The sequence below is a fragment of the Pseudomonas sp. R62 genome (genome assembly GCF_000257605.1).
In the GTDB taxonomy this organism is placed as follows: Bacteria; Pseudomonadota; Gammaproteobacteria; order Pseudomonadales; family Pseudomonadaceae; genus Aquipseudomonas; species Aquipseudomonas atacamensis.
The window spans coordinates 1,600,059-1,609,469 of sequence record NZ_JH635999.1 but is presented as its reverse complement, the minus strand read 5'-3'; the positions used below and the strand labels follow the sequence as shown (position 1 = coordinate 1,609,469).

General features: G+C 57.7%; 9 protein-coding genes. 1 reads left to right on the top strand and 8 read right to left on the bottom strand.

All coding sequences use genetic code 11. The features are described 5' to 3' along the window. From OQK_RS25210 to OQK_RS25175, 8 genes are all read right to left on the bottom strand, one after another. Nucleotides 1–279, bottom strand: a 279-nt coding sequence (locus tag OQK_RS25210) for an ATP-binding cassette domain-containing protein (protein WP_038861746.1), incomplete at its 3' end; no start/stop codon positions are given. A 166-nt stretch (nucleotides 280–445) separates the two neighbouring features. Continuing rightward, entirely contained in the window at nucleotides 446–1,276 is an 831-nt protein-coding gene (locus tag OQK_RS25205; RefSeq protein WP_016774872.1) for a carbohydrate ABC transporter permease, read from the bottom strand. 8 nt (nucleotides 1,277–1,284) lie between these two features. Continuing rightward, nucleotides 1,285–2,211, bottom strand: a complete 927-nt coding sequence (locus tag OQK_RS25200; protein ID WP_038862174.1) for a carbohydrate ABC transporter permease — start codon at nucleotides 2,209–2,211, stop codon at nucleotides 1,285–1,287. A 156-nt stretch (nucleotides 2,212–2,367) separates the two neighbouring features. Further along, nucleotides 2,368–3,678, bottom strand: a complete 1,311-nt coding sequence (locus OQK_RS25195) for an ABC transporter substrate-binding protein (protein ID WP_016774870.1) — start codon at nucleotides 3,676–3,678, stop codon at nucleotides 2,368–2,370. A 341-nt stretch (nucleotides 3,679–4,019) separates the two neighbouring features. Beyond that, complete coding sequence (locus OQK_RS25190; RefSeq protein WP_016774869.1) at nucleotides 4,020–4,925, bottom strand: AraC family transcriptional regulator; 906 nt, start codon at nucleotides 4,923–4,925, stop codon at nucleotides 4,020–4,022. 88 nt (nucleotides 4,926–5,013) lie between these two features. Beyond that, entirely contained in the window at nucleotides 5,014–5,877 is an 864-nt protein-coding gene (locus tag OQK_RS25185) for a phospholipase (RefSeq protein ID WP_016774868.1), read from the bottom strand. A 107-nt stretch (nucleotides 5,878–5,984) separates the two neighbouring features. Continuing rightward, entirely contained in the window at nucleotides 5,985–7,289 is a 1,305-nt protein-coding gene (locus OQK_RS25180; RefSeq protein WP_016774867.1) for a glycosyltransferase, read from the bottom strand. A 118-nt stretch (nucleotides 7,290–7,407) separates the two neighbouring features. Beyond that, nucleotides 7,408–7,767: a response regulator gene (locus OQK_RS25175; RefSeq protein WP_016774866.1), complete on the bottom strand. Its 360-nt coding sequence runs from the start codon at nucleotides 7,765–7,767 to the stop codon at nucleotides 7,408–7,410. A gap of 267 nt (nucleotides 7,768–8,034) precedes the next feature. On the opposite strand from OQK_RS25175, the gene OQK_RS25170 reads away from it, so the two are divergent. Continuing rightward, nucleotides 8,035–9,411 (top strand): CHASE3 domain-containing protein (locus tag OQK_RS25170; RefSeq protein ID WP_016774865.1); only part of this gene is annotated, 1,377 nt, incomplete at its 3' end.

Here is a 9,411-nt window from a genome sequence, read left to right as displayed (position 1 = left end):
TTTCACAGTCATGTGCGGGTACAGCGCGTAGGTCTGGAACACCATCGCCAGATCGCGCTTGGCCGGGCTGATTTCGGTGATATCGCGGCCATCGAGTTCGATGGTGCCGCCGCTGACCTCTTCCAGCCCGGCGATCAGGCGCAGCAGGGTGGATTTGCCGCAGCCCGACGGGCCGACGAAGACTACGAATTCCTTGTCGTTCACTTCCAGGTCGATGCCCTTGATGATGGAAAAGCCTTCGAAGCCTTTTTGCAGATTCTTGATTTTCAGGTTGGCCATGAGATGGGCCTCCGCAATTTATTATTCGATTGAACCAGCCGCACATTCTGACTGTGGGAGCGAGCCTGCTCGCGATGGGGCCGTGTCAGCCGCCTTCAACGTTGAATGACGCACCGCATTCGCGAGCAGGCTCGCTCCCACAGGAGTCGTGTTGGTTCAGGGATATTCATTTCACGGCACCAAACGACAGCCCACGCACCAGTTGCTTCTGGCTGATCCAGCCAAAGATCAGAATCGGCGCACAGGCCAGGGTCGAGACGGCCGACAACTTGGCCCAGAACAATCCTTCGGGGCTTGAATACGAGGCGATCAACGCGGTCAGTGGTGCGGCATTCGAAGAGGTCAGGTTCAGCGACCAGAACGCCTCGTTCCAGCACAGGATCAGCGACAGCAGCACGGTCGAGGCGAGGCCGCCCTTGGCGATCGGCAGCAGCACGCGAACCATTTCCTGCCACAGCGTCGCACCGTCGAGGCGGGCGGCTTCGAGGATGTCTTTGGGGATGTCCTTGAAGTAGGTGTAAACCATCCAGACCACGATCGGCAGGTTGATCAGCGTGTAGATCACGATCAGCGCGATACGCGTGTCGAGCAGGCCGAAACTCTTGGCCAGCAGGTAGATCGGCATCAGCACGCCCACCGGCGGCAGCATTTTGGTCGAGAGCATCCACAGCAACGTGCCTTTGGTGCGCTGGGTTTCGTAGAACGCCATCGAGTAGGCCGCCGGCACCGCGATCAACAGGCACAGGGCCGTGGCGCTGAAGGAGATCACCACCGAGTTCCAGGCGAAGCTGAAATAGTCGCTGCGCTCGTTGATGTGCAGGTAGTTCTCCAGCGTCGGCGTGAAGATGAACTGCGGCGGCGTGGCGAAAGCGTCGATTTCGCTCTTGAAACTGGTCATCACCATCCAGAAGATCGGGAAGAAAATCACGATCGCGATGGCCCAGGCCAGGGTGCCGAGCAGCAGGCTTTGCAGGCGGCGGGATTGTTGGAGGGTCATGGCAGGCCTCACGCTTTGTCAGTCAGGTTTTTGCCGATCATCCGCACCAGAATGATCGCGGCGATGTTGGCGATGACCACGGCAATCAAACCGCCGGCCGAGGCCATGCCGACGTCGAACTGCACCAGCGCCTGGTTGTAGATCAGGTAGGCGAGGTTGGTCGAGGCGTAGCCGGGGCCGCCGTTGGTGGTGGTGAAGATTTCGGCGAACACCGAGAGCAGGAAGATCGTTTCGATCATCACCACCACGGCAATCGGCCGCGCCAGGTGCGGCAGGGTCAGGTGCCAGAAGATCGCGATCGGACCGGCACCGTCCAGGCGTGCAGCTTCTTTCTGTTCCTGATCCAGCGATTGCATCGCTGTCATCAGAATCAGGATCGCGAAGGGCAGCCATTGCCACGAAACAATGATGATGATCGACAGCAGCGGGTAGTGCGCCAGCCAGTCCACCGGTTGCGCACCGAACAGCTTCCAGATGTAAGCGAGGATCCCCGAGACCGGGTGGAAAATCAGGTTCTTCCAGATCAACGCGCCGACGGTGGGCATGATGAAGAACGGCGAGATCAGCATCACCCGCACCAGACCGCGACCAAGGAATTCGCTGGCCTCCAGCAACGCGCTGACCAACACACCGAAGACCACACTGATCAGCAGCACGCTGCCGACCAGCAGCAACGTATTGGTCGCGCCGGGCATGAAGCCCGAATCGGTGAGGAAGTAAGTGAAGTTCTCCAGCCCGACGAATTCGTTTTCGCCGGGGTAGAGCAGGTTGTAGCGGATCATCGAAAAGTACAGGGTCATGCCCAGCGGCACGATCATCCACAGCAGCAACAGCGCCACCGAGGGGCTGACCAGAAACCAGCCGGGATTGCGCACCCGCAGCTTGCGCTGCGGTGGCGACAGGTCGATGTGGGCTTTGGCAGTTGAAGTATTCATGGCATTCACAACCGAGTCATACAGACCTATGGAGATCCCCATGCGGGAGCGAGCCTGCTCGCGAAAGCGCTGGGTCAGTGTCATGTGTGTTGGCTGACACGACGCCTTCGCGAGCAGGCTCGCTCCCACAAGAGGCAGGAGCAAGTCGCTCAGCGCTTACTTGGGATAACCCGCGCGCTTCATCTCGCGTTCCGTAGTCTGCTGCGCCGCCGCCAAAGCCTGATCTACCGTGGTCTGGCCGATCAGTGCTGCCGAGAACAGCTTGCCGACCTGGGTGCCCACTGCCTGGAATTCAGGAATGGTCACCAGCTGAATGCCGATGTACGGCACCGGTTTCAGCGTCGGTTTGCTCGGGTCAGCGGCCTTCAGCGATTCCAGCGTCACCTTGGCAAACGGCGCAGCGCTCATGTACGCATCGCTGTAGGTCGAAGCGCGGGTGCCCGGCGGCACGTTGGCGATGCCATCGGTCTTGGCAACCAGTTCGCCGTACTCTTTGGACGTGGCCCAGGCGCTGAAGGTTTTTGCTGCGTCCTTGGCCTTGGAGCTGGTCGGAATCGCCAGCGCCCACGAATACAGCCACGCCGAGCCTTTATCCGTAACCTGATGCGGAGCGAAGGTGAAACCGACGTGATCGGCGACTTTGCTCTGGGTCTTGTCGGTAACGAACGAGCCGGCGACGCTGGCGTCGACCCAGATCGCGCATTTGCCGCTGTTGAACAGGGCGAGGTTTTCATTGAAACCGTTGCTGGATGCGCCCGGCGGGCCGGATTTCTTCATGGTGTTGACGTAGAAATTCAGCGCGTTTTTCCATTCCGGTCCGCTGAATTCCGGTTTCCATTGCTCATCGAACCAGCGCGCGCCGTAAGCATTGGCGACCGTGGTCACCAGCGCCATGTTCTCGCCCCAACCAGCCTTGCCGCGCAGGCAGATGCCGTATTGCTCTTTGTCTTTCTGGGTGAGCTTTTCCGCAAACCCGGCGACCTCTTCCCAGGTCGGCCGCTCCGGCATGGTCAGCCCAGCTGCCTTGAACAGGTCGGTGCGGTAATAGGTGATCGAACTTTCTGCGTAAAACGGCAGCGCATACAGCGAACCCTTCACCGACAGGCCTTCGCGCACCGATGGGAAAACGTCGTCGAGGGCGTAACTGGCCGGCAGGTCCTTCATTGGCTCCAGCCAACCCTTGCCGCCCCAGAGTGCGGCTTCGTACATGCCGATGGTCAATACGTCGAACTGGCCGCCCTGTGTGGCGATGTCGGTGGTCAGGCGCTGACGCAGGACGTTCTCTTCCAGCACCACCCAATTGAGCTTGATGTCCGGATGCTCGCTCTCGAAGGTTTTCGAGAGTTTCTGCATGCGGATCATGTCGCTGTTGTTGACGGTGGCGATGGTCAGGGTCTGGGCGCCAAGGCTGACGCTGCTGAGGGTCATGCAGGTGAGAGCGAGCAGAGCTTTTGCAGTGGGTTGCATCGTGCACTCCTTTTCTGGCACCCGACGGGGCAGAAGGACAGTTATTGTTTTTGTGTCTTCCGAATGCAGGAAGAATCTGCGCTGATTACAGCCTTCCACGGCGGGCCTGACAAATCATCCCTAACACTTATGTCGATACTTTTTTGCACTAGGGTTTGGTGGAGTGAACGCAGGGAAGGGGCACGCAGCGGACATGTTCTGTCGGATGCGTACAGGTTTTGTCTTGAAATGAGCACTAGTGGGAGCGAGCTTGCTCGCGAATGCGGTGTGTCCGCGTTATCTGAGTGGGCTGACACTACGCCATTCGCGAGCAGGCTCGCTCCCACAAGGGAATGATGGTGTCAGGAATGGTTTTGCTCAGTCAGGCGCTGCACCGCCAGCCGTCGATAGTGCGACGGCGTCATGCCCTTGAGTTGCTGAAAGCGCCGATTGAAGTTGGAAATATTGTTGAAGCCCGACTCGAAGCACACCTCGGTCACCGGTTTGTCGCCATCGGCCAGCAGCTCACAGGATTTGCTGATGCGCAGGCGATTGACGAATTCGATGAAGTTGCGTCCGGTGGCCTGTTTGAATACCCGGCTGAAATAGGTCGGCGTCATGCCCAGGTGCTCGGCCACTTCTTCCAGTGAAATGTCCCGGGCGTAATGGCTGAAGATGTAATCGACCGCGCGGTTGGTGCGGTCGATGTTGTGTTCGTCGGCCAGTTGCGGCGTGGTGGCACCGGACAACAACAGGTAATCCTCACTGGCCGCGAGCAGTTCCATCAGGATGAAAAAATGCCCGAGGCGGGTGATGCCGGTGCTGTCGGCGATCCGCTGCATAAGCGTCATGGCCTGACGGATCGTGCGCTTGCAGCGAAATTCGATGCCGTACTGCGCGCGCTCAAGCAGTGGCGCCAGGGATTTCAGCTCAGCGAACACCTGATGCCCGCTCTCGAACAATTCGTCGGTGAAGTTGACCAGCATGTCGCGCTTCTCCACCACTTCATCTTCAGCGACCTGGCTGATCCAGTTGTGCGGCAGGTTGGGACCGGTCAGAAACAGGGTTTCCGGATAGAAGTTGCCGATGTAATCGCCGATGAACACCTTGCCGGAACTGGCAACGATCAGGTGCAGTTCGTATTCCTTGTGGAAATGCCAGCGCACCAGCGGGCAGGGAAAGCCGTGCTGGCGGTAGATGATGGACAAGCCGTTATGGTCGTCCATCAACTCGTAGGAAGGGTCGGTCACGCGAGCGGTTCGGGTCATGACGAGGCACTTTTTTATTATCGCTGCGCGATCATGCCTCGTTTTTTGCCATTTGTGCCACTTCTGACCGGCCGTCCGTGGAGACCGCTCAGCTGAGCTTGTCGCGGGCCTTTTGCAAGTTGGCCATTTGGCAGAACCGCACGATGTTCGAATTCTTGATGAAGTCGAAATTGATGATGTTGCACTTGCGCGCCCAATCGGATTTTTCCGGATCGAACCACTCGTCAAGACTGTCGAGGATTCGCTGTGGCCCGCCGAGTGTGTAACTGGTTGCCGACAGCGACCACGGGCGGCGCGTACTGACAGGTGTGCTCAGTACGTTGTCTATATAGCCATAAAGATCCGAGGTGCTGACCTGTGATTTGCCGATCCACTTGTGATTGATCTGGCTATAAAAGCGGAAGTCCAGGGTTTCCCAGGTCATCGGCGCAGCTACCATAATGCGCTGCAATGGATCGATGGCTTTGAGTTGGCCAATTGTCAGATGCAGATTTTCGGTGGGAATGATCCGTTCCCCAAGGTGCTCCAGCAAAGCTGTTCTGAATTCCTCATGGTTGAATGGATCTGTAGCGTTGGAAAGTTCATGAAAGTCCAGAACGATAAACTCGTTCGGGCTTCTTTCATAAAACCCCTTGAGGTCTCTGATCAGGTCTTCAAGCGTTCGCGAAGAGTTGAATCCATTGTGCTGGAAACGGAATCTCGCCAGTTGTTTCGCCTTGCTGTTGTAAACAAGGCGTACATCAAGTGCGCGAGCGCCGCGATTCAACTGCGAATAAAAGGAAACGTCCTGGCAGGCAAGCCAGTTTTTCCCGGGAATCAGGGCGTAAGAGGCTTCCCAGTCACAACCGGCGTTATGCGCGCCGGGCAGGGTCATTTCGAATAACGAAAGATTATCGATTTGTGGTGAATTAGCCATCCATTGATGGGTTGGTATATCGTCGAAGTTTTCCATGTTGCATATCCTGCGAAGTGGTTGATTAGTTGCGCGCAGGATGTTTATAGGCATGTTAGCGTTATTGCGAAAGTTCGCTTTTAATGCAAGTCATGTAATTGATGTAATCAACGCTCTGTTGGATTTAACTGGTTTTTCGCTTCGATCCATTGAGCCATGTATTGAGTGCTTTTGAGTGTGTGATGTCGCAGCATGGCGCCGGTGAAGTTGTCGTTTCTAAGTTGTGCCAAGTGTTGTCGGCAATCAGCTATCCGGTTGATCAGACGCGGGCCATGTACGCTGCGCTGATAACGTTGCTGCAAAAGTGCCGAAGCCTGAATCTGCGCTTGCTGCCAGCGAGCTGGATCTTCGTACAGTTGCACGGCCTGTTCGGCTAAGGTATTTGCGTCCAGGGCAACGGCTCCCGGCCAAGGCGCATCGCCGTGCATGGCTTCGGCGCCGATCGGTGTCGTCACGCTTGGCGTGCCACAGAGCATGGCGTCGACCAGTTTGCCCTTGATTCCCGCGCCAAAGCGCAATGGCGCAAGGCAGACTCGTGCTGCGGACATCACTTCAAGCGCATCTTCGGCCCAGTCCATGATGTGAAAGCCTTGGGCCGGGTTGTGCAATGCGGTGGCTTTGGGCGGCGTATAGGCGCCATAGATATGCAGTTGCGCGCGAGGCAAGCGCGCGCGGATCAGCGGCCAGAGCGTGGTCTTCATCCAGAGCACGGCATCCCAGTTTGGCGCGTGACGGAAGTTGCCAATGCTGAGGAAATGCGCGCGCTCTTCGAAACCTGGCGCGGCGGTGTCCGGAAGATCAATCATCAACGGACACCAATGCAGGATTTGCCGAGGCAGGCCGAATTCCTCCACCAGCAGGTCGATCTCGACTTCGGAAATCATCAGGTTCAAATCACACCGGTACAGCGCAGCGATTTCCCGTTTGGCCAGATCGGTGCTCGCCATCAGCTGGAATTCTTCGTGCAATGCCGGTGCGAACAGTTCGGTGAAATCAGTCTGCTCGTCGTTGATTTTCAGCCGGTCTTTCAGACGCTGATGACGCGCATGCCGCAGGCTTTGCAGGTCGGAGGTTTCCAGGATGCGCAGGGCGTCCGGACAGTGTTTCTCCACCCGCCAGCCAAACTGTTCTTCCATCATGAACTGATCGAACAGCACGATATCCGGCGCCAACTCGCTGATGAACGTATCAAAGCTGCTGTTGTTGAGTTCGATCGGCACTTCGCAAATGCCCAGCGCCGTCAGATCAGCTTTGTGTTCCCCCGGGCCGGCCGGGCTGCTGAACGTGATGTCCCAGCCTTGCTCGAGGAACGCTTCAAGAATCTGCATGACATGCCCGCTGGCCGCCGAAGAGCGGGGCTCGGGCCAGACGTAGCCGATGACCAGGACTTTGGTGGGAACGGAGTGGTACATCACTGGATTCTCGGCGCGTAAAAAAGGGCGCAATTAAACCACAGTGATGCGTGCTCATCGCCAGTGCCGGTTGATCACGATTGCTCGGGTTCCAGCCAATGCCGGTAGATGTGCAGGACTATTCCAGTATGGATTTGACCTTGTCGCGTAACTGGTCAATCGAAAACGGTTTGCCGATGACATGCATGTCGCCGGGTACTTCGATAGTTTCGGCATAACCGCTGGCAAACAGGATGGGCAGAGCAGGGCGCAGCTCCCGCGCCTTTTCAGCAAGTTCGCGGCCATCCATGCCAGGCAGGCCGTGGTCGGTCATCATCAAATCGATCAGCTTGCCAGCGTCCCCGAGAATCTTGAGTGCCGCTTTACCGTCATCTGCCTCCAGCACAGTGAATTCCAGCTCCTCCAGCACATCCACGATGAGCATGCGCACGATGTCGTCATCTTCTACGACAAGGATAGTGGAGGCATTGGCAGACATGGCAGGACTCTCAGAAAAAATGAAATCGGGGGATACCGGGCAAGCGAATTTTGCCGGACTCTTGCATGAGTAAGTGGCGCATAGCCACAAGTTCCCGAGCTGATACAAAAAAGAACAGGTCAGTGCGGTGCGGCAAGGATAACCGTTGGCGTCGTCCAATGCGCAGGCGTGTGTAGGAAAATGCCATCATTTGTGTGAGAAAAATGGATCCATGGCGGGGTTTTGGGGCAAACTCTCGGGTTTTCAACAGTTCGACAAGGCTGCCCCATGTCCTCTCCGTCCTCGGTTGATGAACAACGGTTCCGCAAACTTCTGAGTCGCAACGTCAGCCTGCCGCTGGGCGTTGGCGTGCTCAGCGCCGTGTTCTTCGTCTCGCTGATCACTTATTTGCTGTCGGTCATCCAATGGGTCGAGCACACCGACCGGGTGATCAATAACGCCAATGAAGCGGTGAAGCTCACCGTTGATCTGGAAACCGGCATGCGCGGCTATCTGCTCAGCGGTGACGAGCACTTTCTCGACCCGTACGAAGTTGCCAAGCCGCGTATCGAGGTCGCTCTCAATACGTTGCTGGAGCTGACCGCCGATAATCCGGTGCAGACCGATCGCCTGCGCCGTTTGCAAGCCTTGCAGGTGGAGTGGGCCAATTACGCGCAGTCTATGATCGATCTGCAGCGCAGCAGTGGCGACTATCGCGGTGCGGTCAAGGCCGGGCGGGGCAAGCGCCTGACCGATGAAATCCGCAAGCAATTCGAGGACGTCATCGAGACCGAGCAGGTGCTGCGCGCCACGCGCAATGAGGATGTGCGCCGCACGACGATCTGGAGCATCACCCTTTACCTGATCTTCATCGTTGGCATCAGCGGTTTGCTGGCCTACATCGGCCGCCGTGATCTGCTCAACCTGTCGACCAACTACAGCGCCAACCTCGCCGCCCAACTGGCCAGCGCCGAACGCCTCGAGAAACAGGCGTGGCTGCGCAACGGCCAGACGCAACTGGCCGAGCAGGTGTTGGGTCAACTGACGCTGAACCTGCTGGGGCGCAACATTCTGCAATTCTGCGCGCAATACCTTGGCACTGCCGTCGCCGCGCTTTATGTGCGTGAAGAACATGGCGGCCTCAAGCGCGTGGCGACTTATGGTTTCTCCCGCGAGCAGGAAGAGCTCAATCAAACGATCTACAGCGGCGAAGGTATCGTCGGCCAAGTGGCAGAGCAGGCACGCCTGATCCGTCTCGACGCGGTCCCGGGCGACTATTTCAAAGTCAGCTCCGGGCTCGGTGCAGGCCTGCCGCACAGTGTGCTGGTGGTGCCGACCAGCGATGATGACCGGGTCAACGGCGTGATCGAACTGGGTTTCCTGCGTCCGCTGTCCGAGCGCGACATCGAACTGCTGGAACTGATTGCCGGCAATATCGGCACCTCGATCGAAGCGGCGCGTTACCGTCAGCGCTTGCAGGAAGTGCTCGCCGAAACCCAGCAGCTCAATGAAGAGCTGCAAGTGCAGCAGGAAGAGCTGAAGACTGCCAACGAAGAGCTGGAAGAACAGTCGCGGATTCTCAAGGAATCCCAGGCGCATCTGGAAACCCAGCAAGTGGAGCTGGAGCAGACCAACGAGCAGCTCGCCGAACAGCGCGATGCCATG